Raw genomic sequence first — 24442 nt, 5'->3', positions numbered from 1 at the left:
AATGGAGCAGGATCAAATATTGCTAAAAACCGCGTTAGAAGCGCTTCATAATGTTAAAGACCCTGAAATAGATACCATTTCAATCGTTGATTTAGGAATGGTAGAACAGATTAAGGTGGAGGGTCAGTCAGTTTTGGTTAAACTGCTGCCTACTTTTATGGGATGCCCTGCCCTGGATATTATTCAAAAAAACGTTGAAGGCGAGCTGGGGAAAGCAGGGATTTTTGAAAAAATAGAAGTCCAGTTTATCTATCATCCGCCATGGACGTCTGACCGGGTAACAGAGACAGGCAGGATAAAGCTAAAGGAATTCGGAATCGCGCCACCTCCAAAATTCATGAGTGGAACGGGCGAATGGCATGTGGATTGTCCTTTTTGCGGGTCCGCATACACGACGTTGGATAACCTTTTTGGCCCCACAGCCTGCCGCAGCATCTTATACTGCAAATCCTGCAAGAACCCTTTTGAAGCTATGAAACCAGTATCGACTATGATGTAGCAGATATCTTTAAAAAATAAAATCCAGTACGTAAAACTATTAAAAATTGAGAGGAAGTTGACAAATGGTAAAATTAATCGCTCTTTATAAGCATCCTGAAAATAAGGAGGCATTTGATGATCATTATTTTAACACACACGCGCCCCTTACAGCCAAAATTCCGGGTCTCCGAAAAATGGAAGTTACAAAAATTGTGGGCAGCCCTATGGGAGGCGAAGGGAAGTACTATTTGATGTGCGAAATGTACTATGACAGCCATGAAGCATTGCAGGAAGCCATGAGAACAGACGAAGGCAAGGCATCAGGCAAAGACGCCATGAAATTTGCAGGTGATATTATCACACTTATGATCGGTGAGGAAGCAGATGAGTAAAAGCTATGAAACCATTGAAGTTTCACAGCAAGGAAAACTTGGTTTAATCGCTTTGAACCGGCCCAAGGTTCTAAATGCTATTAATCGCACGATGGTTTCAGAGATTCTTGCTGCAATGGAGGGCTTTGAGGCAGACTCAACCGTCAAGGCCATCGTATTAAGCGGCAATGGAAGAGCCTTTGCAGCCGGGGCAGACATTGATGAAATGGCAAATGATCATGCGATCGATTTTGAGCTTCGCAATCAATTTAAAGATTGGGATCGGCTGGCCATGATCAAGAAACCGATTATCGGAGCGGTGCAGGGCTTTGCCCTTGGCGGAGGCTTTGAGCTAGCGTTATGCTGTGATTTGCTTTATGCGGCGGATAATGCGGAATTTGGGTTTCCGGAGGTGAACCTTGGCGTTATGCCTGGTGCAGGCGGCACGCAAAGGCTTACTAAGCTTGTCGGAAAAACGAAAGCAATGGAATGGCTATTTACCGGCAAAAGAATCTCGGCGAGGGAAGCGCTTCACCACGGCATCGTCAACCAGCTTATAGCAGAAGAGCTTCTGCTGGAAGAAACAATGAAAGCGGCTGAGCATATTTCCAGCCAGGCGCCAATCGCCATACGCCTCATAAAAGAAGCGGTCCTAAAGGCAGTTGACACTCCTTTAAATGAAGGAATGGAATTCGAAAGAAAGAATTTTTACCTATTATTCTCGACAGAAGACCAAAAAGAAGGAATGAATGCCTTTATTGAAAAACGCAAGCCTCATTTTAAAGGAAAGTAGAGGAGGTGTACATAGCGAATGTTTGAAACTGTTAAATACGAGGTCGGAAACGGTGTAGCATGGATTACCTTAAACCGGCCGGATAAGCTGAATGCGTTCACCGAACAGCTGAATAAAGAGGTTCAGCATTCCGTAAAACAGGCAAGCAGAGATAAAGAAGTCAGATGTCTTGTCATTACAGGTGAAGGACGTGCATTCTGCTCCGGCCAGGATCTTCAGGGTGTAAATGAGGACATGGATCATGGTGAGGTTCTTCGGCAGTTCTATAATCCAATGGTGATGGAGATTCATAGATGCGAGAAACCTATTATCGCGGCTGTTAATGGGGTGGCAGCAGGTGCCGGAATGAGTCTTGCGTTAGCCTGCGATTTCAGGCTCCTGTCTGAAAAAGCCAGTTTTTTAGAAGCTTTTATTCATGTTGGGCTGGTGCCTGATGCGGGCAATCTATACTTTCTGCCAAAACTGATCGGTCATGCCAAAGCTATGGAGCTTGCTGTGCTTGGTGAAAAAATTAATGCAGAGGAAGCCAAAAAGCTGGGCCTTGCTACTAAAGTAATTCCTATGGAGCAATGGCAGGCTGAATTAACTGCTTTTGCAGAAAAGGTTGCCAATATGCCGACAGCGGCCATTGCCGTAATCAAGAAGAATCTGAAAGCGAGCTGGGAATCCACTCTGGAAGAAAGTCTGGAGCGGGATGCACAGGGCCAGCGGATTGCTGGCCTAACTCTTGACCATAAAGAGGGTGTCGCCGCATTTATGCAAAAGCGGAAGCCTGTGTTTCAAGGGAAATAGCCTTTGTAAAACTATAAAACTTAGAATTACTTTTAGAATATTTGCCCGTTATATGGTTTGCGAGCATCTCGTATCGGGTGCTCGTCTTTTTTTAAACTGAAAGGGGGATTATGCCTTGAAAAATATTGTCGTGATTGGTTCAGGTGTCATGGGGCGCGGGATTGCGTATGTAAGTGCAGTCGGGGGCTTCCAAACAACCCTTGTAGATATCAGCCAGGAGCAATTAATCCGTGCGGAAAAAGAGATTGACAGCATCTTTGAAAAAGGATTCGCGAGGAAGAAAATTACTGCCGCTGATATGGAAGAAAGCAAGAACCGGCTTAACTATTCTGTAAGTCTTGCACAGCATGTAAGTGAAGCAGATCTTGTTATTGAAGCAGTCCCTGAAGTGATGGATATAAAGAAAAATATTTTTGAAGTGATCGATCAGCACGCTTCAGAGCATTGCTGTTTTGCAACAAACACTTCTACCATGAGTCCAACTGAGATTGGGTCCTTTACCAATCGTCCGGACAAAGTGATTGCCATGCATTTCTTTAACCCGGTCCATAAAATGCCGCTTGTAGAAATTATTAAAGGGCTTGAAACGAGCGAAGAAACAGCACAGTTAATAAAACATGCTGCCGAGCAAATGGGAAAAGAGACAGTCGTCATAAATGAGTTTCCGGGCTTTGTGACGAGCAGGATCAGCGCGCTCGTGGGAAATGAGGCATTTTATATGCTCCAGGAAGGTCTCGGTACTCCCGAAGAAATTGATAAAGCCATTAAGCTTGGTCTGAACTATCCCATGGGCCCTTTCGAACTGGGCGACCTTGTCGGCCTCGATACACGCCTGAATAATTTAAAATACCTTCACAGCAAGCTGGGGGAAAAATACCGGCCGGCACCGCTGCTTGAACAGTATGTGAAAGCTGGCAGGCTTGGTCGTAAAACGGGCAGAGGTGTTTATGATTACACTGCCAGAGAGGAAGTCAGGCAATGAGAAAAGCAGTAATCGTTGATGCCGTCCGAACTCCGATTGGAAGATATAAAGGCGGGTTAAAGGATATCCGTCCCGATGATTTGGGAGCCATCGTTATTAAGGCCCTGCTGGATAGAAACCCCGTAGTGGACCCTGCAGAAATTGAAGAGGTCATAATGGGAAATGCAAATCAGGCAGGAGAAGATAATCGCAATGTCGCCAGGATGGCAGCGTTGCTCGCCGGTTTGCCTGTCGAAGTGGCTGCTTCAACGGTTAACCGGCTTTGCGGATCTGGTTTAGATGCTGTAAATTATGCTGCACGTGCTATTTTAGCAGGAGAAGGAGATATTTTTATTGCTGGAGGCACCGAAAGCATGACCCGTGCACCATTTGTCATGGCAAAGCCAAGCAGCGAGTTTCCAAGAGGGAATATGGAAATGTATGATACAACCATCGGCTGGCGATTTACAAACAGCAGGCTTGAGAATATGTATGGTGCTGAAAGCATGCCTAAGACGGCAGAAAATGTTGCAGAGAAATATGGCATATCCCGAGAAGAACAGGACCAGTTTGCACTTGAAAGCCAGAAGAGGGCGAAATCAGCTATTGAAAACGGGCTATTTGACGATGAAATCATTCCTGTTGCATACATGGATAAAAAAGGGAAGGAAATCACGATTTCACAAGATGAGCATCCCCGTCCGGAAACAACTTATGAAAAGCTCTCAAGTTTAAAGCCCATCTTCCAGGGGGGAACTGTTACGGCGGGCAATGCTTCAGGGGTTAACGACGGTGCCTCTGCATTGCTGCTGATGTCTGAAGAAAAGGCCCGTGAACTGGGATTAAAGCCTCTCGGGACTTACGTTGTTTCCGCAGCAGCAGGACTTGAGCCGTCGATTATGGGAGCAGGTCCTGTTTATTCCACTCAGAAAGCCTTAAAGAGGGCGGGACTTGCCATGAGTGATATTGATTTAACTGAATTAAATGAAGCGTTTGCTTCACAATCCCTCGCCTGCATCAAAGAACTGGGCGCAGATCCGGAGCGGGTAAACGTGAATGGGGGAGCGATTGCATTTGGCCATCCGCTTGGGGCGAGCGGCGCCCGTATCCTGACAACTTTATTGCATGAGATGAAGCGCAGGAATTCTAAATACGGCCTGGCAACGATGTGTGTGGGTGTCGGGCAGGGGATATCAACAATTGTTGAGCGCTGACCATAGAGGCATTATACTCTATGGTTTTTAAAGCTCTTAACGATTTTAGCGTGGAAGCAGGAAGGTAATTATTTAGTATGCCGAAAAAGTATTTTCAAAACTGCCTAATTTTAGTACAATAATATATAACGAAAATTATCCGTTCAACCGACATGATGAAATGAGGATGAAGGCAAGTTGAATACACGATCAATGATTTTCACACTTTATGGTGATTATATTACACATTACGGAAGCAAAATTTGGATCGGCAGTCTTATAAAGCTTTTAAGTGAATTCGGGCATAATGACCAGTCCGTCAGAGCGGCTATTTCAAGAATGAATAAGCAGGGCTGGGTAAGAGCAGAAAAGATCGGCAATAAAAGCTATTATTCATTAACGCCAAGAGGCCAGAAAAGGATTGAGGAAGCGGCTAAGCGTATTTTTAAATTAAAGCCTGAGGAGTGGGATGGCGAGTGGCGCATCCTTATGTATACCATCCCGGAGGAAATACGCAATGTGAGGGATGAATTGCGCAAGGAGCTTGTATGGAGCGGTTTTGGATCCATGTCCAGCAGCTGCTGGATCTCTGCTAATAATCTCGAGAAACAAGTATTTGATTTGATTGAGAAATATGATATTGCCAACTATGTGGATTTCTTTATTGCCCGTTATGCAGGTCCGCATAAAAATATCGAAATTGTAGAAAAAAGCTGGAACCTGACAGAAATTAATGAAAAATACCAGGAGTTTATTTCTCAATACAGCCAGAAATATATAATTGATAGAAATAAGATTCTGAAGGGAAATATGACTGATGCAGAATGTTTCGTAGAAAGAACGAAGCTTGTGCATGAATACCGGAAGTTCCTATTTGTGGACCCTGGCCTGCCTGAAGAGCTTCTGCCTGATAAGTGGCTGGGCAGTCATGCTGCTGCGTTATTCAGTGAATATTATAAAGAGCTGGCAGAACCCGCATCCAGATTCTTTGAAAGTGTTTTTAAAGAAGGAAATGAACTGAAAAACAGAGATGCTGATTATGACGCATTAAATCACCCTTACATGGTTGAGTAAAAAATGAGCCATTCTTCTGCAAAGGAAGCAGGATGGCTCTTTTTTTGTATTTCTTCAATTGTCAAACTATTAAAATTAGTATAACATTATTTTAACGAAGGAGGAATTTTATTGAATAGATTAACAGACATATTAAATATTAAATATCCAATTATTCAGGGCGGCATGGGGAATATAAGCAATGCCATTTTAACAGCGGCCGTTTCGGAAGCCGGCGGGCTGGGCACGATTGGAGCAGGAACAATGATTCCTGAGGATGTTGAAAGAATAATTGAGGAAACTAAGAGTTTAACAGATAAGCCATTTGCTGTTAACGTTGCATTAAGTGTCTCCCCATATGTAAAGGAAATTCTTTCTCTTGTCATTAAGCATAAGGTTCCTGCAGTTTCCCTTTCGGCCGGAAACCCTGCTCCTTTTATTCCAAAGCTTCATGAGAATGGGGTGAAGGTCATAACTGTTGCTGCTTCCGTAAGACAGGCGATGAAAGCAGAGGCAGCAGGAGCTGATATCATTGCGGCGGAAGGGTATGAGGCAGCTGGAATCAATAGTGCTCTTGAAACGACTACACTCGTATTGATTCCTCAAATAATAGGCAATGTCGCAGTCCCGGTAGTGGCAGCAGGAGGAATCGGCGATGGCAAAGGGCTTGCTGCCATGCTTGCACTGGGGGCGAGCGGTGTTCAAATGGGCACCAGATTCATAGCAACCAAAGAAGCGCCATTTCATCCGGAATATAAAAAGAAAATCATTGAAGCATCTGATCATGAAACCCTTATAGTGGGGCGTACAGTAGGCAGAATTCGAAGAGTTCTTTCCACCGGTTATGCCAATAAATTATTAGGTTACGAAAAACAAGGGATTTCTATTGATGAGTTTAATAAACTCACTTCTGAAGACTATCATAAAATTGGAGCGATAAATGGAAACGGTGACGAAGGTTTTATGAACAGCGGCCAGATAGCCGGCCTGATTTCCGATCTGCCGAGCGTAAAGGAGCTCTTGGATAAGATGATAGAGGATGCTGATCTTCAGCTCCAAAAGGCTAATAAGCTATTAAACTAGCAAGCAGGTTTTAAACACCTGCTTGCTTTTTTATACAGATCATTTATTAAAATATATCAAATTTTTCGAATATTATTGACACTCTCGGGTTCTGGGTGATAATATAACGTTGTATTTACGATATCTAAAGTAAATATCATATAAATGGTAAATACCATTTATTTGCTTCAACATGTAAGCGTATACATAAGGTGTGTAAGCTATCAGCAAGCTGATAGTTAAATAAAGTAGTATAGGGGGTCATATAATGAAAAAATCGTTGAAAGCTTTTTCTTTATTAATGGCTGCAGGCATGCTTGTTTTGAGCGGCTGCGGACAGGAGAAATCCAGTGGTTCTTCTTCAGAAGGTAATGAAAAGAAGCAGTACACAATTGGTATTACACAATTTGTCGAGCATCCTTCCTTGGATGCAGCGACAGAGGGATTTAAAAAAGCTTTGGAAGATGAGGGATTTAAAGAAGGGGATAATGTAAAATTTGATTTCCAGAATGCTCAGGCGGATATGAACAATACCCAGACGATTGCTAATAATTTTGTCGGCGATAAAGTAGATATGATTTTTGCAAATGCTACTCCAAGTGCTGTTAGTGCTCTTAATGCGACTAAAGATATTCCAATTCTCTTTACATCTGTTACAGATCCTGTTGGGGCCGGTCTTGTTGAATCATTTGATCAGCCTGGAGACAATATTACAGGCACAACAGATAACCACCCGGAAGGAACATCAAAAACGATTGATTTTATGATTGATGAAGCGGGTGTTAATAATATTGGCATCATCTACAATTCCGGAGAGCAAAATTCCGAGGTTCAGGTTAAACAGGTGAAAGATCTTGCAGAACCAAAAGGAGCCAAGATTGTTGAAGCCTCTGTTTCAACCTCTGCAGAAGTAAAACAGGCTGCCGACTCCCTTGTTGGAAGGGTGGATGCCATCTATATCCCTACGGATAATACAGTTGTATCGGCTTTGGAATCGGTTATCTCTGTCGCTGACAGCAAAAAAATTCCTTTATTCGTCGGTGAGCTTGATTCCATGAAACGCGGAGCTATAGCAGCCAGCGGATTCAACTACTTTGATCTTGGTTACCAGACAGGCAAAATGGCAGCTGAGATCTTAAAAGGAAACAAAAAGCCTTCTGAAATTCCGGTTGAGCTTCCTGGAAGCCTAAAGCTGGTCATCAATAAAAAAGCAGCTGAAGCACAGGGACTGGAAGTAAAAGAGGAATGGGCTGATTTCGCAGAGTTCCATGAAGAGTAGGAAAATCAGCCGGCTGGAAATGCAAATATCCGGCCGGCTGCTTTTTAAGCTAAAACAAAATAAAGGGTGTGATTCTTAGTGTTTACAGCGATATTCGGTGCATTCGAGTCAGGTATTATCTACGCAATTATGGCACTTGGAGTATATCTTTCGTTCAGGGTCCTGGACTTCCCGGATTTAACGGTCGATGGAAGCTTTGTGACTGGAGCAGCTGTAGCTGCAACCATGATTGTCAGCGGGGCTAATCCTTTTCTTGCTACGGTCACTGCATTATTTGCTGGTTTTATTGCCGGCTGCCTAACGGGTATTATTCATACTTTTGGAAAAATTAATGCTCTGTTATCTGGAATCCTGATGATGATAGCCCTGTATTCGATAAATCTTCGTATCATGGGTAAATCAAATGTTCCTCTCCTGAACACAGAAACAGCCATTACACATGTAAGAGATTTTTGGGATAAAACAGGAATCGATTCTTTTTTCAATTCTATTTTGTCCATGGTAGGGCTGGGCGACAGCCTCCCGAGAACATGGGGAATTATTCTCTTTATGCTGGTTGTCACATTGGCTATAAAATTTTTGACAGATCGCTTTCTTCAGACTGAGATTGGTTTAGCTTTAAGGGCTACTGGTGACAACAAGAGGATGATCCGCAGTCTTTCTGCCAATACCAACATGATGGTGATTTTGGGGCTGGGCCTTTCCAATGCAATGGTTGCATTCTCAGGGGCACTGATTGCCCAGCAGGGCGGATTCGCCGATGTTGGTATGGGTATTGGAATGATTATTATCGGACTGGCTTCAGTTATTATTGGTGAAGCCTTGTTTGGAACAAAAACAATTGCCAGAACGACTTTAGCGGTCATTGGCGGAGCAATTATCTATCGTATCGTGGTTACTATGGCGCTAAGGGTAGAGTTTCTTGAGCCGGGTGATATGAAGCTGATTACAGCAACTATCGTCATCCTTGCATTAATAATGCCGAAGATTATTGACCGCACGAAGGAGAAGAAACGGAAAGCTAAAAGACTGGCAGGAAGCATGAACATAAGTGAATTGCCTTCAGGCAGAAAGGGTGAGACTGGTGCTGCAATTAAATCAGATTCATAAAGTCTTCAATGAAGGGACACCAGATGAAAAGATTGCACTTGATACGATCAATCTAACATTGAATGAGGGAGACTTTGTCACAGTCATCGGAAGTAATGGGGCAGGGAAATCCACTTTAATGAATATTATTTCGGGCGTCATGATACCTGATGTTGGGTCTGTGTTTATCGATAGTCAAAATGTCACAGGCATGTCGGAATATAACCGGGCAAAGCTTATAGGCAGGGTTTTTCAGGATCCGATGGCTGGCACTGCCCCGTCCATGACTATTGAAGAAAATCTGGCCATGGCGTTTTCAAGGAATAAAACAAGAACATTACGAAAAGGTGTGACGAAAAAGCGCAGAGACTATTTCCGTGAAGTTCTTGAAAGCCTTCATCTTGGCCTTGAAAACCGTTTAAATGCTAAGGTCGGTTTATTATCGGGAGGAGAACGGCAGGCACTTTCATTATTAATGGCAACCTTCACAGAGCCTTCCATACTTTTGCTGGATGAACATACAGCTGCCCTTGACCCGGCACGTGCAGAGCTTATTACAAATCTCACAAAAGAAATTGTTCAAAAGTATAATTTAACAACCTTAATGGTCACTCATAATATGCAGCAGGCGCTGGATTTAGGAAACAGACTGATTATGATGGATAAAGGCCAGATTATACTTGAAGTAGATGATGGACAGAAACAGCATCTGACAATTGAACAGCTGTTGAATGAATTTCAGCGAATCCGCGGAACAAAAATGGCAAGTGACCGTGCACTGCTTTCTTAGAATAATAAAAAGGATTAGCCAATTTGCCGGTTAATCCTTTTTACATGGATCAAATCAAAAGAATTTTTAAAGTTTTTACAATTTATTGACTATTCATTTAACGTAATGGTATCATATCGTTAAATAAACGTCATACATATTTATAATCAAAAAGGGAGGGGTGTTATGAAACCTGGGCTGCAAATTGGAAACCAGGCAGTTATCCGTGCAGTGGTCTCACCTGAAATGTTCGCACAATTTGAAGGAGAGGTCATTCATCCTGTCTATTCCACTGTAACCATGATCTATCACATGGAGTGGGCCTCCCGACTCCTGATCACCCCCTATTTGGATGAGGAAGAAGAAGGGATGGGTGGAGCTGTTTCTGCCAGGCATTTATCTCCGTCACCTGAAGGATCCTCCATTGTTATAACAGCTACCGTATCCAAGCTGGAAGGAAATTCAGTTTACTCAACTGTAACCGTCCATAATGGAGAAAACCTTGCTGGCGAAGGTGAAGTCAGACAGGTGATTCTGAAGAAAAGCAGGATTGCACAGTTGTTAAAGAAAGATTAAAAGAATAGCAGTATCAGAGCCACATAAAAGGGATTTTAATTTAATTATATTGTAAGCGCTACCATATATATAAAGGGGAGAATGTAATGACAGATATGTTTCAAAAAATTAAAGACCATGAACAGGTCGTATTCTGCAACGATGAATCTACCGGACTAAAGGCAATCATTGCTATCCACAGCACAAGGCTGGGGCCGGCATTGGGAGGCTGCCGCATGTTTCCATATAAAAGCGTTGATGATGCCCTTGAGGATGTCCTCCGATTATCAAAAGGCATGACCTATAAATGTGCGGCTAGTGATTGTGACTTCGGAGGCGGGAAGGCTGTCATTATCGGGGATCCATTAAAAGATAAAACACCTGAGCTGTTCCGTGCCTTTGGCCAATTTGTTGAATCATTGAACGGACGCTTCTATACAGGAACAGACATGGGTACTTCTACAGAGGATTTCGTTCATGCCCTAAAGGAAACGAATTGCATTGTGGGGGTTGATGAGGTTTATGGGGGAAGCGGCGATTCTTCTGTACCAACAGCGCAGGGTGTTATTTACGGCCTGCAGGCAACAAATAAAGCACTGAGCGGAACAGACGACCTTTCAGGCAAGAGTTATGCCATTCAGGGACTTGGCAAAGTGGGATATAAAGTCGCAGAAAGGCTGCTGGAGGAAGGGGCAGATTTATTTGTGACAGATATCAGCCAGCAGGCAATCGACCAGCTCCTCAGCAAGGCGAAAGAAATTGGAGCAGGTGTGAAGGTTTTATCCAGCAAAGAGATATATGAGGCCGAGGCAGACTTTTTTGTACCTTGTGCAATGGGCGGGATCATTAATGATGACACAATCGACCTGCTCAAAGTAAAAGCAATTGTCGGCTCTGCCAATAACCAGCTAATGGATATGCGCCATGGCCAAATCCTAAAAGATAAGGGTATTTTATACGCTCCCGATTATATTGTAAATGCAGGGGGATTAATCCAGGTTGCAGATGAATTATATACACCTAATAAAGAAAGGGTACTCCGCAAAACGAAAGCTATTTATAACTCTCTTCTGAACATCTACGAACATGCTGAAGCAAATGGAATTACAACAGTTGAAGCATCCAACCAATTCTGCGAGAGCCGCATTGAAGCACGCACACGCAGAAACAGCTTTTTCTCCCATATGAAACGCCCGAAGTGGGCAGTAAGAACCTAATTTTTTTGCTTGGATAACAATATTTGTACCGTATAAAAGTTCTTAAAATAATTTACCAGCCAAAGGGTGAGAAGATGGAAAATCACTTTCCGATCAGGCGAATAATGGACGAAAATGGAACAATCATCAATTCCGAAGATATAGAAAAAGTAACTGAAAAGCTTGTAAAAGAGTTTTATAGACATATGGTTAGAATCCGTACTTTTGACCGCAAAGCTATTTCACTTCAGCGGCAGGGCAGGATAGGCACATATGCTCCTTATGAAGGACAGGAGGCTTCCCAGGTCGGAACTGCTGTTGCGCTGGGGGAGAACGATTGGATGTTTCCTACCTATCGCGACCACGGAGCAGCTATGACCTTTGGCCACTCACTGCGAAACATCCTGTTGTTTTGGAACGGAAGAAATGAAGGGTGTGTGCCGCCTGACGGAAAGAAAATTTTCCCTCCAGGCATTCCGATTGCGACACAAATCCCTCATGCAGCAGGAGCTGCGTTCGCAGAAAGGAAAAAAGGCACTGCCAATGCTGCTATTGCTTATTTTGGTGATGGTGCCACCTCAGAGGGAGATTTCCATGAAGGATTAAATTTCGCCAGCGTATTTAAAGCTCCGGTTGTCTTCTTTAATCAGAACAATCAATACGCCATTTCTGTTCCGTTTGAGAAGCAGATGAATACAAAAACGATTGCCCAGAAAGCCCTTGCATATGATATTCCGGGAGTCAGGATCGATGGGAATGATGTTTTCATGGTTTATTTTGAAACACTGAAAGCCTTAGAGCGGGCCCGTAAAGGTGAAGGGCCGACACTAATTGAAGCTGTGACATGGAGATATGGTGCACACACTACAGCAGATGACCCATCCAAATACCGCGATCAATCGGAAAGCAATAGCAGAAGACAGGAGACTGACCCTATTTTAAGGCTGGAGCGCTGGATGAAAAATGAAGGAATATTTGATGAGAAATGGCAAAAGGCAATAGAAGAGGAAGCAGCAGCTGAAATAGATAAAGCTGTAGCTGATATGGAAGATTTTCCTCCTGCAGATCCTGCAGTAATTTTTGACTATGTCTTTGCTGAGCCTACATGGCAAATCAAGCAGCAAAAAGAAGAATATCTGAAGCTGATTGGAGGCGGCCGTTAATGAAAACAGCAGTTGGAGCAAAAACCATGACATTAGTGCAAGCCATTACGGCTGCTTTAGATACTATGCTGAATGAAAACGAACAGGTTTTGCTGCTGGGCGAGGATATCGGCAGGAACGGCGGAGTTTTCCGTGCAACTGATGGTCTTCAGGCTAAGTATGGAGAAGGCCGTGTTATCGATACGCCTTTAAGTGAAGCCGGTTTTGTCGGAGCGGGGATTGGTATGGCTGTGAATGGATTTTTGCCGGTGATCGAAATTCAGTTTCTCGGCTTTATCTATCCCGCATATGAACAAATTATGACCCATGCTTCAAGGCTCCGGATGAGGACAATGGGACATTTTACTGTTCCAATGGTTATAAGGGCTCCATACGGTGCAGGTGTAAGGGCTCCGGAAATTCACTGTGATTCAACAGAAGCTATTTTCACTCACATGCCCGGCATCAAGGTCGTCTGCCCATCCAGCCCTTATGACGCTAAAGGACTGCTGATTGCTGCGATTGAAGACCCGGATCCAGTTCTGTTTCTTGAGCCGATGCGCTGCTATCGTTCGGCCAGAGAGGAAGTGCCTGAAGGGAAGTATACGATTGAAATAGGAAAAGGCAAAAAGCTCATGGTTGGTGACGATGTAACGGTCATCACGTGGGGAGCGATGGTGCCAGAGGCATTGAAAGCGGCAAAGCAGATGAAAGAAAATAACGTACATTGTGATGTAATTGATTTAAGAACCCTATTTCCAATGGATAAAGACATGATTGCAGAATCTGTGCAAAAAACAGGGAGAACAGTTATTGTCCATGAAGCTCATGCCACCGGCGGAGTGGGAAATGATGTGCTTGCCATCATTAATGATACATCCTTTTTATATCAGAAAGCACCTGTTGAACGGGTTACTGGATTTGATGCGCCAGTTCCATACTTTGGTTTTGAGGACCATTACCTGCCAACTCCGGCAAGGATTCAGCAGGCAATAGAAAAAGTAATGAAGTTTTAGGAGGGGAAGCCGTGGAGGTGAAACTGCACGATATTGGTGAAGGAATGACGGAAGCAGATATTAATTGCTTTTTAGTTAAGCAGGGGGATGTAGTCAAAGCAGACGATCCGCTTGTTGAAGTACAGACTGATAAAATGACTGCTGAAATACCTGCCCCGAGAGCAGGCATTATTAAGGAATTTACAGTGCAGCCCGGCGATACGGTTAAAGTGGGTTCGACCATTTTAATTTTAGAGGAGGCAGGTGAGGAAGGCGCTGAAAAAGAGAATGCCGTTTCTATTCCTGTTTACACACATTCGCCGCAGAAGCAAAAGCATTCTTTTGTGGCATTCAAAGGAAAACGGGTTCTTGCTTCTCCATTCACAAGAAAAATAGCGCGCGATAATGACATTGATATTGAGAAAATCAGAGGAACAGGTCCTGCTGGCCGTATTTTAGATGAAGACATCTATCAATACATAGCTTCTCTTCAGACGAAGCCGGCCCATGATGAACAGGAACAAGCAACTTTGAATGAAAATATAAAAAGCCCCTCTGCTGAGAAAGAGATCATTCCGTTTAGGGGCAGACGGAAGCAGATTGCAAGGAAAATGGCACAATCACTCTTTACCATTCCCCATTGTACCCACTTTGAAGAAATCGATGTAACCGAGCTGATTGCTTTCAGAAAAGATCTTAAGCTTCTAAACCTAAATATATCTGCTACAGCCTTTTTCCTGAAGGCTTTATCAATTTGCCTGAAGGAATTTCCTGTGTTCAATGCAGTGCTGCATGAAGAAAAGGAAGAAATACATTTGGCAGGTGAACATCATATCGGTATTGCGGTTGATACGGACGAAGGTCTAATCGTTCCGGTCATAAAGCATGTTGAAAATAAAACGATTAGAGAAATTCATGCAGAAATGAAAAATCTTACGGGAAAAGCAGTGGAAAATAAGCTTTCTGTTAAAGAAATTTCTGAGGGGACATTTACAATCAGCAATGTAGGGCCTCTTGGCGGAAGCTTTGGAGCAACTCCGATTATCCAGCATCCGCAAACCGCTTTGGTATCTTTCCATAAAACAAAAAAGATGCCTGTTGTGACCGATGATGACCAGATTGTCATTCGGTCAATGATGAATATATCAATGTCTTTTGATCATAGAGTTGCAGACGGGGCGACAGCTGTACGCTTTACAAACCGCTTTGCTGAATTGATTAAAAATCCGAAAATGCTTGTTCTGGAGATGGTATAAATGGTAGTTGGAGAACTGGCACATGAGCGTGATGTCATCGTAATCGGCGGCGGCCCCGGGGGCTATCATGCCGCAATCCGCGCTGCACAGCTGGGGCGAAATGTTACATTAGTTGAACAGGATCAGCTTGGCGGGATCTGTTTAAATAAAGGCTGCATACCTTCCAAGATTCTCACACAGTCTGCTGAAAAATTCACTTCATTCCAGGAAGGGGAAAATTGGGGGCTTGAAGGAGGAAATATTTCATTAAACTTAAACAAGCTCCAGGAATACAAGCAGAAGAAAATTAAGCAGCTCCGGGCAGGAATTGAAGCCCTCTGTCAAGCTAATAAAATAGAAGTTCTTAATGGTTCAGCCTTTTTTCTGTCAGAGGATAAGATTGGGATCGAAAAAGGAGACCAATTTGACGTTTTCCGATTTCAGAATGCCATCATTGCGACCGGCGGAAGACCGGAAAAACCTCTTTGGTTCAAAGAAATAAGTGAATTAGTATTAGATCAGCATTCCATTTCAAATTTGAGTGAAATACCCGATAAACTATTAATCTATGGCAGTGATTACATTGCTCTCGAAATAGGTATGGCCTATCAGGCTTTGGGATCTAATGTGACTCTGATCCTCGAAGATGGGAGAGAGGATTTTGATTTTGATCAGTCCATTTGCCGGGAACTGAAGAGGATATTAAAAAAGAAAAAAATAGACATTGTAAGAAATTCGGATGTATTGGGACTGCAGCATAATGAAGGAATGTTAACAGTAACTTTTGAGAGTAAAGGAAAAAGAGATACCATTTCAGGCACACATATATTTGTTTCATCTTCCATTCGGCCAAACACTGACCAGCTGGGACTCTCCCGTATAGGGGTGGAGCAATGTGAAGCGGGGTTCATAAAGGTTGACAGTCAAAGCCGGACAACACAGAAACATATTTTCGCAGTCGGTGATGTAACAGAAGGTCCTGCACTTGCGGTAAAAGCTATTAAACAAGGAAAAACAGCCGCTGAAGCAATTGCGGGAATTAAATCGGAATCAGATTTCCACTTCATTCCGATTGCTGCACATACACAGCCTCCTATTGCGAGTGCGGGGTTAACGGAACAGGAAGCCATTAACATGGGCTATGACATTGAAATTGGTGTATCCTCATTATCTGCCAACGGATTCAGCACATTGAGCGGGACAAAAGATGGATTTATAAAAGTGATCAGCTGCAGGAAAAAACAAGTTCTTCTGGGGATCCACATGATAGGCTCCGGAGCAATAGAATTAATTTCAGCTGGAATTACTGCATTGGAAATGGGAGCAAGGGATGAAGATTTAATTTTCCCTAACTACCCGCATCCAAGTATAAATGAAGGCTTGCTGGAAGCTGTAGAAGCTTTAAAGAATTTGGCTGTTCACATACCGCCCCAAAGAAAAAAAACGCAAAAAGTAAAAGTGTAAATTCCTTTAATGCAGAAGTGCATTATAGCTTTAACTTGAACTCTTGAGAACATTTACCCGTTTCCTATATGATGAATTCAAAATATTATTAATATTAAAACGGAGGGGTTAGCATGCAAGATGAAAAATTGTTGAAGGAACAGAAGGTAGCCGATTTCTTTCCTGTGAAGGAGGTAGATTATTTAGAAATCTATACAGGAAATGCCAAACAATCCTGCCATTATTTCTGCACAGCTTTCGGTTTTAAGCCAGTTGCTTATTCAGGTCTGGAAACCGGCAATAGAGAAACAGTCTCTTATGTCCTTCAGCAGAGAAAGATTCGCCTGGTGATCACAGGAACATTAAATGACAGTTCCAGAGTTTCAAATTTCATTCATAAGCATGGAGATGGTGTAAAAGATATAGCATTAACTGTTGATGATGTTGAAAAGGCATACAAAGCAGCGGTTGAAAGAGGTGCAATCGAAATACAGCCTCCAGCTGAGATAAAAGACGAACACGGCACGGTCAAAAAGGCAGTTATTGGTACATATGGAGATACCATTCATACACTTGTTGAACGGAATGATTATAAAGGGGTATTCATGCCTGGCTTTGAGCCTTATCAAACTGAAGTTCCATTTGAGGATGCAGGTTTTATCGGCGTCGACCATGTTGTTGGAAATGTAGAGAGAATGGAGGAATGGGTGAATTATTATGCAAATGTAATGGGCTTTAAGGAAATGAAGCACTTTACAGATAAAGACATTACAACAGAATATTCCGCTCTGATGTCCAAGGTTATGCATAATGGAGGCAGAATTAAGTTCCCAATTAACGAGCCTGCAGAAGGGAAGCGCAAATCCCAGATTGAAGAATACCTTGAATACTACAACGGGGCTGGAGTACAGCATCTGGCCATTCTGACAGAAGATATTGTCAGCACTGTCAGCATCCTCCGCAAAAATGGAGTAGAGTTCTTAAGCACTCCAGATTCTTATTATGAAATGCTTTCTGAGCGCGTAGGGAAAATTGATGAAGAGATCGACAAATTGAAGGAATTAAATATTCTCGTTGACCGCGATGACGAAGGCTATTTGCTTCAAATTTTCACAAAACCAATCGTAGACCGTCCGACCTTATTCATTGAGATCATTCAGCGTAAAGGTGCCAGAGGGTTTGGTGAAGGCAACTTTAAAGCACTCTTTGAATCTATTGAACGTGAGCAGGAAAGACGGGGGAATTTATAACTTTTCAGCTTAAAAGGGAGAAAGCATTTCTCCCTTTTTTAATAAATTTTAGAAGGAGGCAGACCAGATGGCTAGAATCCAGACAAAAAGCGCTGTGGAGAAGATTGTTTCTTATCCGCTTGGCAGCTCGCCGGAAGAGATCAAAGAAAAGTACAATTTAATGGCTGTCCGGAAAATGTCTGATAATGAAAATGTGTATGGCTGTTCACCCGAAGTCAGGAACAGCATCAGCAAAGCGATGAACAGTCTTTACTTTTACCCGGATGGCACAGTTTCCCTGCTCAAACGCAAGCTGGCCGGATTCTATAATATAGGTGAAGATAACTTTCTGGTCAGCAATGGTTCAGAAGAGATCATCCGATTATTGACTAGAGCATACATAAGTGCTGGAGATGAAGCTGTCATGGCTCAGAATACATTTCCACGATATGAAACAAACGTCCTTATTGAAGGAGGCAGTGCGATAACAGTATCGCTGGAAAATGGAACACATAACTTAAGAGCCATGTATGAGAAGATGAATGAAAAAACAAAAATGGTGTTTATCTGCAATCCCAACAATCCTACAGGAACCATAGTCGGAAAAACAGCACTGCTGCAATTCATTGATAAAGTTCCTTCAAACATCCTGATTATTCTTGATGAAGCATACTATGAATATGTGAATTCCGAGGATTATCCTGACTCTATTCCGCTTCTTGCACAGAGGCCTAACTTAATCATCCTAAGGACTTTCTCCAAAATCTATGGTCTTGCAGGACTCCGTGTCGGCTATGGAATCATGCATCCGGAGATCGTGAATGACCTTCATAAGGTAAAAGATGTTTTTAATGTCAACCACCTGGCACAGGCAGCAGCTTCTGCAGCACTAAATGATCAGGACTTTATAAAGGATTGTGCACAAAAAAATGCCGAAGAGATGAAATTTGTGTGCCAAAAACTAACTGAATTACATGTCGGCTATTTTCCTTCCCAAACTAATTTTATATATATTTTCAGCCAGCTTCCTATTGCAGACAACTTGATTGCAAATGGCTTGGTTGTCCGGAAAATGAAGCTTGACGGCTATCTTGATGCTTTTCGGATGACGTTAGGAACAAGGGAAGATAATGAAGCGGCATTGGCTGTGATAAACAAACTTCTGAATGAAAAGGCGGTGTAGGGCATATGGAATTAAATCCACAGAGTCTCGAGTGGAAAGACGCATATAAGCTGATGGTTGGCTCAATTCTGCCGCGTCCCATTGCGTTTGTTACCACTATGGACACAGATGGAAATGTTAATGCAGCTCCATTCAGCTTTTTTACAGCCATATGTGCAGATCCGATGCTGATTTGCTTTTCACCTATGCGAAAAGGGACAGATGGCTCTAAGAAAGATACGCTTGCTAATATTGAAGCCACTAAGGAATTCGTTATTAACATCGTCAGTGAAGACTTTACTGAAAAGATGAATATTTGTGCAGCGGATTATCCGGCTGGTACAGACGAACTGGACGCAGCGGGTCTCGAAAAAGAAAAAAGTGCCTCTGTTAAGCCTCCTAGGGTTAAAGAATCAAAAGTCCACTTAGAATGCAGTCTCTATCAGGTACTTCACTTTGGAGAACAACCCGGTTCAGGAAGCCTGGTGATTGGAAAAGTGGAGCATGTGCATGTTGCTGAAGAGCTTTACGAAAATGGAAGGATTAATTCCGAAAAGCTGAAGCCTGTTGGCCGGATGGCAGGACATTTCTATACGAGGCCAATGACTGATGTATTTGAATTGATTCGAAAAACGGACCCAAGGTGATGCTATGAAATTCATAACCTTTCAAAAACCGGATGGATCTATAAGAGCGGGCTGGCTGAAGAATGAGGAGTATGCTGTTGATATGCATGAAGTGACCAATGGTGTTCTGCCCAAAACAATGCTGGCATTCCTTGAGAATCATGAGTTTTTTATGGAATACCTATCTTCCAGCAAAAAACTGAAGAACACGGATAAAGGGGTATATCCTTTATCCGAAGTGAACTTAATGGCTCCACTGCCAAATCCAAAAAGCTTTCGGGATTTCTATGCTTTTGAAGAACACGTGAAAACGGCAAGAGATAACCGCGGACTTGATATGATACCCGAATGGTATGAAATACCCGTCTTTTATTTTTCAAATCATCTGAGCATTAAGGGTCCAAATGAAGAAATTTCGCGTCCCAAGCATTGTGAATGGCTTGATTACGAGCTCGAAATTGCCTGTATCATCGGCAAAGAAGGAAAGGATATTAAAGCTGCTGAAGCGGATGATTATATATTTGGGTATTGCATCCTGAATGATTGGAGTGCAAGAGATATTCAGCGAAAAGAAATGAAGGTAGGTCTTGGCCCTGCCAAAGGGAAGGATTTTGCCACTTCTGTCGGGCCATATATCGTTACAAAGGATGAGCTTGAGAATTTCCGTGTTGAAAATGGCTATGATTTGCTGATGACAGCAAAAGTCAACGGAACTCTTCTTTCAGAAGGGAATATGCAGGATATCTACTATTCATTTTACGAAATGCTTGAGCGGGCTTCAGATGGTGTAACCCTATGTCCAGGTGAAATGATAGGCTCCGGGACTGTTGGCAGCGGCTGCATCCTTGAGCTGGGCACCGATGTGCACCGCTGGCTTAAGCCAGGAGATGAGGTTGAGCTTGAGATTGGCAATCTCGGAATATTAAAAAATCGAATCGCAAAAGAGTGAGGTGGAAATATGTTTTATCGCCAAATGGGGAAAATCCCGCACAAACGCCATACAACCTTCAAAAAATCGGATGGAACCCTATTCAGGGAACAGGTAATGGGGACAAAAGGTTTTTCCGGCACCCAATCCATTCTTTATCATCACTATATGCCGACAGAAGTAGCACGTACTGAACTGATCGGAAAATATGTTCCAGAGTATGAAGATCAGGAGAGCTTAAAGCATCGGCATTTGTTTACAGATCAAATAGAAAAGAAAGGGGATGCACTTTCAGCAAGGGAATATCTGCTCGGGAATGATGACCTTTTAATAGGCACTATAAATATTACTGAGTCCATGAAAAGCTTTTACCGGAATGGCGATGGAGATGAGATGCTCTACATTCACTATGGAACCGGAAAAGTTGAGACCATGTTCGGAACTTTATCCTATCGTCCGGGAGACTATGTCATTATTCCGATTGGCACTATTTACCGCGTAATTCCGGATAAAGAGCAGATGACTAAAGTGCTCCTTGTTGAGTCTTTCAGCCAGATTACAACACCAAGAAGATACCGGAATGAGTATGGGCAGCTGCTTGAACATAGTCCATTTTGCGAACGGGATATCAGGGGACCGGAAACACTGGAAACATATGATCAAAAAGGAGAATATGAAGTTATCACGAAAACCAGGGGATATTTGCATTCTCATATTCTGAATCATCACCCGCTTGATGTGGAGGGCTGGGACGGCTATCTTTATCCGTGGGTCTTTAATATAGAAGATTTTGAACCGATTACCGGAAGGGTGCATCAGCCTCCGCCGGTCCATCAGACATTTGAAGGCCATAACTTTGTTGTATGTTCCTTTGTTCCCAGATTATATGACTATCATCCAGAGGCCATCCCTGCCCCTTACTATCACAGCAATGTCAACAGTGATGAACTGCTGTACTATGTGGAAGGCAATTTCATGAGCAGGAAAGGGATTAGAGAAGGCTCCATCACCCTTCATCCAAGCGGGATTCCACATGGCCCTCACCCTGGAAAAACAGAAGCCAGCATAGGGAAAAAGGAAACTCTTGAGCTTGCTGTTATGATTGATACATTCAAGCCGTTAAAGCTGGTGAAACACGCTAAGCTAATAGAAGATGAGAAGTACATGTTTACTTGGGTGGAGTAGAAAAAAAGCACTTTCCTTTCGGAGAGTGCTTTTTTAACTTGCGTTCTGCCAAATAATGGCTAGAGTTCCCTCGCCGGCATGTGCAGCGATCGTTGAACTAATATCACCAATGAAAATATCGAGGCGCGGAAAATGGGACTTTATTTCTTCGGCCAGCTCCTCCGCCTTTGCAGGCACATTCCCATGCATGATTTGAACCTGGGGGATTGTGTGGTTTTCATATGAATTCCCAAGCAATTCTATCATTCTTTTGATTGCTTTTTTTTCTGAACGGACTTTATCAAACAGTTCAAACTCCCCATCCCGGTTAATGCGGATAATTGGCTTTATTTTTAATATGCTTCCCAGCAGGTATTGTGTGCCTGACATTCTGCCGCCCTTATAAAATTGCTCAAGGCTTCCAAGCAATATATAATTCTCGGATTTCTCTGTCTCACTTTGCAGGATATCTGCAATTTTATGCGCCGGCATATCATTTTCAGCAAGCTTTAATCCTTTATTGATCAATGTTGTAATAGCATAAGACATACATTTAGAATCGACTGTGAAAATAGGAAACTCTGCCAGCTCTGCTCCGGCTATACAGCTATTTAGCGTGCCGCTAAGCTTGCTGGATACATGAACAGCAACTGCAGCATCATATTCCGGCTTCAATGATTCAAATAGTTCCGCAAATTTTCCGGCGGAGGGCTGTGAAGTTTTAGGAACTTCTTTTTCATTGCGAATCCGGCTATACAGCTGATCTGTATTTAAATCAATACCATCTTCATAGGATTCCTCACCGAATGTAATAGTTAGAGGAACCACATATACGTCAGGATGTCCCAGCATCTCCTTAGTAACATAGGCTGTGCTGTCTGTAATCCAGGCAATTTTCTTTTTTATCATAAATGTTTTAAGTCCTTTGTCAATTATTTTGGAATAAATTGAACCGCTTCCATTATTGAAAACTCCCCTCATTATACACGAATAGACCATTACCTGTATTGCTTTTTTAGTGATCCATTTATAGGAAATATCCTGTGTATGTCAGTTAGAAGTATATATGGAGCACTTGAAGGCAAATAAGAATCTTTTGTGAACAATGAATGTAATGATAAAAAGTATCTTAAAATGAAAAAATCCCCTGCGTGGCAGGGGAGAGTCCTTAATCTTTATTAAAAAACTTTCGTAGTCCAATCCTCACAATTCCAAATATCGGTCGCAATTTCACGATAGAAATCAGGTTCGTGGGAAACCATCAGGATACTTCCGCGGTAAGCCTTTAAAGCACGCTTTAATTCTTCTTTTGCATCCACATCCAAGTGATTGGTAGGTTCGTCCAGAATTAATAAATTCGTTTCTGTGTTTAATATTTTACACAATCGAACCTTCGCTTTTTCGCCACCAGAAAGGACTTCGACTTTACTTTCAATATGTTTCGTCGTTAATCCGCATTTTGCAAGAGCAGCACGAACTTCAGCCTGATTCATACTTGGGAACTCGCTCCAGATCTCTTCAATACAAGTGTTATAGTTGGACTGTTTAACTTCCTGTTCGAAGTAACCGATGTGTTGATACTCACCGCGTTCCACTATACCCGAAATTGGATTAATCAAGCCAAGAATACTTTTTAACAGAGTAGATTTGCCAATACCGTTAGCACCCACAAATGCAATTTTTTGTCCGCGTTCCATTTTCAAATTGAGAGGGCGGGAAAGTGGTTCATTGTAACCAATAACAAGATCTTCAGTCGTGAAAATCCAGCGGCTGGCTGCACGAGCTTCTTTGAAAATAAACTCTGGTTTCGGCTTCTCTCTCCCCAATTCAATAATTTCCATTTTGTCGAGCTTCTTTTGACGGGACATCGCCATATTGCGAGTCGCAACACTTGCCTTGTTGCGGGCAACGAAATCCTTTAAATCGGCAATTTCTTGTTGTTGCCGCTTGTATGCAGACTCTAGCTGCTGCTTTTTCATTTCATATACTTTTAAGAAGTTATCATAGTCCCCAGCATAGCGATTCAACTCTTGGTTTTCCATGTGATAGATCAAGTTAACAACACTGTTCAGGAATGGAATATCATGTGAAATCAAAATAAATGCATTCTCATATTCCTGTAAATAGCGTTTCAGCCATTCGATATGCTGTTCATCCAAATAGTTTGTAGGCTCGTCCAGTAATAGGATTTCGGGCTTCTCCAGCAAAAGCTTAGCCAGCAAAACTTTCGTACGCTGCCCACCGCTGAGATCATCTATATCTCTATCAAGTCCAACTTCGTCTAATCCCAGGCCACGGGCAACTTCCTCAACTTTTGAATTAATTTGATAAAAATCATTGCTATCTAAAGTTTCTTGCAGCTCTCCAACTTCTGCAAGTAATGCATCGATATCAGCACCTTCATCACCCATTTTTGCATAAAGTTCATTGATCTCTGTTTCAGCATCAAAAAGATATTGAAAAGCAGTACTCAAAGCTTCACGCATCGTAGTGCCTTTTTTGAGTACAGCATGCTGATCTAAGTAACCAACACGAACTTTTCGTGACCACTCAACTTTCCCCTCGTCGGGCTGCAGCTTCCCGGTAACTATATTCATGAAAGTAGACTTACCCTCACCATTTGCCCCTACTAGCCCAACGTGTTCACCTTTTAAAAGCCGAAAAGACACATCATTGAAAATCGCACGATCACCGAAACCGTGACTTAAGTTTTGTACGTTTAATACGCTCATTTTTTTACCCCTTCTCTAATATTCCATGTGGATATCTTACTAGATTTAAACTGTTTTTTCTATCTAAAGTTATTTCCTGTGAAAAATGCAATTCAATTATTGGGATAAAATGAATTCTGCCCTTATTTAATTATAGGCTCTTTTAAAACTGATGGTTAATTTTATAGCATTGAAAAATAGGCGGGAAGTAATA

The 24442-nt window shown here is 42.5% G+C and carries 24 protein-coding genes; 22 read left to right on the top strand and 2 right to left on the bottom strand.

The genetic code is table 11. The annotated features are described in order from the left end of the window. The first annotated feature begins 1 nt into the window (after nt 1). The 22 genes from paaD (at nt 2) to AC3WTL_RS06055 (ending at nt 21538) form a co-directional block, all read left to right on the top strand. Nucleotides 2–499 (top strand): 1,2-phenylacetyl-CoA epoxidase subunit PaaD, encoded by a 498-nt coding sequence (gene paaD / locus AC3WTL_RS06160; protein ID WP_197215086.1) that lies wholly within the window; start codon nt 2–4, stop codon nt 497–499. Between the two features lie 64 nt (nt 500–563). After that, nucleotides 564–872 (top strand): EthD family reductase, encoded by a 309-nt coding sequence (locus AC3WTL_RS06155; protein WP_009334759.1) that lies wholly within the window; start codon nt 564–566, stop codon nt 870–872. Next, nucleotides 865–1644 carry an enoyl-CoA hydratase-related protein gene (locus AC3WTL_RS06150; protein ID WP_197215087.1) on the top strand — a complete coding sequence of 260 codons (780 nt, stop codon included), beginning with the start codon at nt 865–867 and terminating at the stop codon, nt 1642–1644. The genes AC3WTL_RS06155 and AC3WTL_RS06150 overlap by 8 nt, the downstream gene beginning before the upstream one ends. A gap of 18 nt (nt 1645–1662) precedes the next feature. Further along, nucleotides 1663–2436 carry an enoyl-CoA hydratase-related protein gene (locus AC3WTL_RS06145; RefSeq protein WP_492369213.1) on the top strand — a complete coding sequence of 258 codons (774 nt, stop codon included), beginning with the start codon at nt 1663–1665 and terminating at the stop codon, nt 2434–2436. Nucleotides 2437–2584: 148 nt separating this feature from the next. Further along, complete coding sequence (locus tag AC3WTL_RS06140) at nt 2585–3418, top strand: 3-hydroxyacyl-CoA dehydrogenase (RefSeq protein WP_242069158.1); 834 nt, start codon at nt 2585–2587, stop codon at nt 3416–3418. Beyond that, nucleotides 3415–4611, top strand: a complete 1197-nt coding sequence (locus tag AC3WTL_RS06135) for a thiolase family protein (RefSeq protein ID WP_197215090.1) — start codon at nt 3415–3417, stop codon at nt 4609–4611. Before AC3WTL_RS06140 ends, AC3WTL_RS06135 begins: the two co-directional genes overlap by 4 nt. Before the next feature lie 177 nt (nt 4612–4788). Beyond that, complete coding sequence (paaX, locus tag AC3WTL_RS06130; protein ID WP_197215091.1) at nt 4789–5664, top strand: phenylacetic acid degradation operon negative regulatory protein PaaX; 876 nt, start codon at nt 4789–4791, stop codon at nt 5662–5664. Between the two features lie 111 nt (nt 5665–5775). Further along, nucleotides 5776–6726, top strand: coding sequence for an NAD(P)H-dependent flavin oxidoreductase (locus AC3WTL_RS06125; RefSeq protein WP_404324104.1), 951 nt, complete (start codon nt 5776–5778; stop codon nt 6724–6726). A gap of 247 nt (nt 6727–6973) precedes the next feature. Then, nucleotides 6974–7984, top strand: a complete 1011-nt coding sequence (locus AC3WTL_RS06120) for an ABC transporter substrate-binding protein (RefSeq protein ID WP_197215093.1) — start codon at nt 6974–6976, stop codon at nt 7982–7984. 78 nt (nt 7985–8062) lie between these two features. Then, entirely contained in the window at nt 8063–9094 is a 1032-nt protein-coding gene (locus AC3WTL_RS06115; RefSeq protein ID WP_197215094.1) for an ABC transporter permease, read from the top strand. Beyond that, nucleotides 9069–9863 carry an ABC transporter ATP-binding protein gene (locus AC3WTL_RS06110; RefSeq protein WP_159345583.1) on the top strand — a complete coding sequence of 265 codons (795 nt, stop codon included), beginning with the start codon at nt 9069–9071 and terminating at the stop codon, nt 9861–9863. The genes AC3WTL_RS06115 and AC3WTL_RS06110 overlap by 26 nt, the downstream gene beginning before the upstream one ends. Nucleotides 9864–10028: 165 nt before the next feature. After that, entirely contained in the window at nt 10029–10418 is a 390-nt protein-coding gene (locus tag AC3WTL_RS06105; protein ID WP_197215095.1) for a thioesterase family protein, read from the top strand. Between the two features lie 86 nt (nt 10419–10504). Further along, a complete protein-coding gene (locus tag AC3WTL_RS06100; RefSeq protein ID WP_197215096.1) occupies nt 10505–11614 on the top strand; it encodes a Leu/Phe/Val dehydrogenase in 1110 nt (369 codons plus the stop codon). Between the two features lie 74 nt (nt 11615–11688). Then, nucleotides 11689–12756 carry a pyruvate dehydrogenase (acetyl-transferring) E1 component subunit alpha gene (gene pdhA / locus AC3WTL_RS06095; RefSeq protein ID WP_226619244.1) on the top strand — a complete coding sequence of 356 codons (1068 nt, stop codon included), beginning with the start codon at nt 11689–11691 and terminating at the stop codon, nt 12754–12756. Continuing rightward, the gene (locus tag AC3WTL_RS06090) at nt 12756–13751 is read left to right on the top strand and encodes an alpha-ketoacid dehydrogenase subunit beta (protein ID WP_492369212.1); all 996 of its coding nucleotides are present in this window, start codon (nt 12756–12758) and stop codon (nt 13749–13751) included. The genes pdhA and AC3WTL_RS06090 overlap by 1 nt, the downstream gene beginning before the upstream one ends. An 11-nt stretch (nt 13752–13762) precedes the next feature. Continuing rightward, entirely contained in the window at nt 13763–14986 is a 1224-nt protein-coding gene (locus AC3WTL_RS06085) for a dihydrolipoamide acetyltransferase family protein (RefSeq protein ID WP_283935703.1), read from the top strand. Continuing rightward, nucleotides 14987–16429 carry a dihydrolipoyl dehydrogenase gene (lpdA, locus tag AC3WTL_RS06080; RefSeq protein ID WP_492369211.1) on the top strand — a complete coding sequence of 481 codons (1443 nt, stop codon included), beginning with the start codon at nt 14987–14989 and terminating at the stop codon, nt 16427–16429. A gap of 113 nt (nt 16430–16542) precedes the next feature. Further along, on the top strand, nt 16543–17658 hold the full coding sequence (gene hppD / locus AC3WTL_RS06075) for a 4-hydroxyphenylpyruvate dioxygenase (RefSeq protein WP_197215101.1): 1116 nt from the start codon (nt 16543–16545) through the stop codon (nt 17656–17658). 67 nt (nt 17659–17725) lie between these two features. After that, nucleotides 17726–18820 (top strand): histidinol-phosphate transaminase, encoded by a 1095-nt coding sequence (gene hisC / locus AC3WTL_RS06070; RefSeq protein ID WP_197215102.1) that lies wholly within the window; start codon nt 17726–17728, stop codon nt 18818–18820. 5 nt (nt 18821–18825) lie between these two features. Next, a complete protein-coding gene (locus AC3WTL_RS06065; protein WP_197215103.1) occupies nt 18826–19446 on the top strand; it encodes a flavin reductase family protein in 621 nt (206 codons plus the stop codon). Between the two features lie 4 nt (nt 19447–19450). Then, nucleotides 19451–20374, top strand: a complete 924-nt coding sequence (locus AC3WTL_RS06060; protein WP_048010128.1) for a fumarylacetoacetate hydrolase family protein — start codon at nt 19451–19453, stop codon at nt 20372–20374. A gap of 9 nt (nt 20375–20383) precedes the next feature. Further along, nucleotides 20384–21538 (top strand): homogentisate 1,2-dioxygenase, encoded by a 1155-nt coding sequence (locus AC3WTL_RS06055; RefSeq protein ID WP_197246047.1) that lies wholly within the window; start codon nt 20384–20386, stop codon nt 21536–21538. 33 nt (nt 21539–21571) lie between these two features. Here AC3WTL_RS06055 and AC3WTL_RS06050 read toward each other — a convergent pair whose 3' ends face one another. Then, entirely contained in the window at nt 21572–22426 is an 855-nt protein-coding gene (locus AC3WTL_RS06050) for a DegV family protein (RefSeq protein WP_197215105.1), read from the bottom strand. 269 nt (nt 22427–22695) lie between these two features. Beyond that, nucleotides 22696–24249 carry an ABC-F family ATP-binding cassette domain-containing protein gene (locus tag AC3WTL_RS06045; RefSeq protein ID WP_197215106.1) on the bottom strand — a complete coding sequence of 518 codons (1554 nt, stop codon included), beginning with the start codon at nt 24247–24249 and terminating at the stop codon, nt 22696–22698. Nucleotides 24250–24442: the final 193 nt, after the last annotated feature.

This window comes from Cytobacillus sp. EB106-05-05-XG126 (assembly GCF_058791715.1).
This window is presented reverse-complemented; position numbering and strand designations above follow the sequence as displayed.

Bases quoted from the DNA above. Each gene is read 5' to 3' on its own strand.
- lpdA (WP_492369211.1), top strand. From the start codon at position 14,987: ATGGTAGTTGGAGAACTGGCACATGAGCGTGATGTCATCGTAATCGGC.
- AC3WTL_RS06055 (WP_197246047.1), top strand. From the start codon at position 20,384: ATGTTTTATCGCCAAATGGGGAAAATCCCGCACAAACGCCATACAACC.
- AC3WTL_RS06155 (WP_009334759.1), top strand. From the start codon at position 564: ATGGTAAAATTAATCGCTCTTTATAAGCATCCTGAAAATAAGGAGGCA.
- AC3WTL_RS06135 (WP_197215090.1), top strand. From the start codon at position 3,415: ATGAGAAAAGCAGTAATCGTTGATGCCGTCCGAACTCCGATTGGAAGA.
- AC3WTL_RS06060 (WP_048010128.1), top strand. From the start codon at position 19,451: ATGAAATTCATAACCTTTCAAAAACCGGATGGATCTATAAGAGCGGGC.
- AC3WTL_RS06105 (WP_197215095.1), top strand. From the start codon at position 10,029: ATGAAACCTGGGCTGCAAATTGGAAACCAGGCAGTTATCCGTGCAGTG.
- hppD (WP_197215101.1), top strand. From the start codon at position 16,543: ATGCAAGATGAAAAATTGTTGAAGGAACAGAAGGTAGCCGATTTCTTT.
- AC3WTL_RS06065 (WP_197215103.1), top strand. From the start codon at position 18,826: ATGGAATTAAATCCACAGAGTCTCGAGTGGAAAGACGCATATAAGCTG.
- hisC (WP_197215102.1), top strand. From the start codon at position 17,726: ATGGCTAGAATCCAGACAAAAAGCGCTGTGGAGAAGATTGTTTCTTAT.
- AC3WTL_RS06145 (WP_492369213.1), top strand. From the start codon at position 1,663: ATGTTTGAAACTGTTAAATACGAGGTCGGAAACGGTGTAGCATGGATT.
- pdhA (WP_226619244.1), top strand. From the start codon at position 11,689: ATGGAAAATCACTTTCCGATCAGGCGAATAATGGACGAAAATGGAACA.
- AC3WTL_RS06120 (WP_197215093.1), top strand. From the start codon at position 6,974: ATGAAAAAATCGTTGAAAGCTTTTTCTTTATTAATGGCTGCAGGCATG.
- AC3WTL_RS06150 (WP_197215087.1), top strand. From the start codon at position 865: ATGAGTAAAAGCTATGAAACCATTGAAGTTTCACAGCAAGGAAAACTT.
- AC3WTL_RS06050 (WP_197215105.1), bottom strand. From the start codon at position 22,426: ATGATAAAAAAGAAAATTGCCTGGATTACAGACAGCACAGCCTATGTT.
- AC3WTL_RS06100 (WP_197215096.1), top strand. From the start codon at position 10,505: ATGACAGATATGTTTCAAAAAATTAAAGACCATGAACAGGTCGTATTC.
- AC3WTL_RS06045 (WP_197215106.1), bottom strand. From the start codon at position 24,249: ATGAGCGTATTAAACGTACAAAACTTAAGTCACGGTTTCGGTGATCGT.
- AC3WTL_RS06140 (WP_242069158.1), top strand. From the start codon at position 2,585: ATGGGGCGCGGGATTGCGTATGTAAGTGCAGTCGGGGGCTTCCAAACA.
- AC3WTL_RS06090 (WP_492369212.1), top strand. From the start codon at position 12,756: ATGAAAACAGCAGTTGGAGCAAAAACCATGACATTAGTGCAAGCCATT.
- paaD (WP_197215086.1), top strand. From the start codon at position 2: ATGGAGCAGGATCAAATATTGCTAAAAACCGCGTTAGAAGCGCTTCAT.